The organism is Polaromonas sp. P1_G2, assembly GCF_056405515.1.
Map to the genome: position 1 here is coordinate 1 of NZ_JBFUBY010001055.1, position 473 is coordinate 473.

Here is a 473-nt window from a genome sequence, read left to right on the forward strand (position 1 = left end):
GCTCTACATCTCGCATCGCCTGCAGGAGGTGAAGGAGATTGCCGATCAGGTGACCGTGCTGCGCGACGGCCGCCTCGTTGCCAGCCATCCGGTGAGCGAACTGGAACCGGCAGATATGGCGCGGCTGATGGTCGGCCGCGACGTGGCGAAACTCTATCCGGACCGCCATGCCGCGACCACCGCTGGAACTGTGCTCGAGGTCAGCGATTTCAGCGTCCCGCACCACGCCGAGCATGCCTCCTTCAAGCTGCACAAGGGCGAGATCCTGGGCTTTGCCGGCCTGGTCGGCGCCGGCCGCACGGAACTGATGGAAGGCATTGTCGGCCTGCGGGCCGGCAGGGGCCAGATCCGGTTGAACGGGCAGCCGGTGAGCTTTCCGGACGTCAAGTCGAGCCTCAGGGCCGGCATCGTCTATCTCTCCGAGGATCGCAAGGGCAAAGGCCTGCTTCTCCTGAAAGACCTCAAGACCAATC

At 64.7% G+C, this 473-nt stretch carries 1 protein-coding gene; it reads left to right on the forward strand.

Annotated elements, in window-relative coordinates; genetic code table 11:
- A partial coding sequence (locus AC1D0P_RS29035; protein ID WP_477679899.1) for an ATP-binding cassette domain-containing protein occupies positions 1-473 on the forward strand: 473 nt, incomplete at both ends.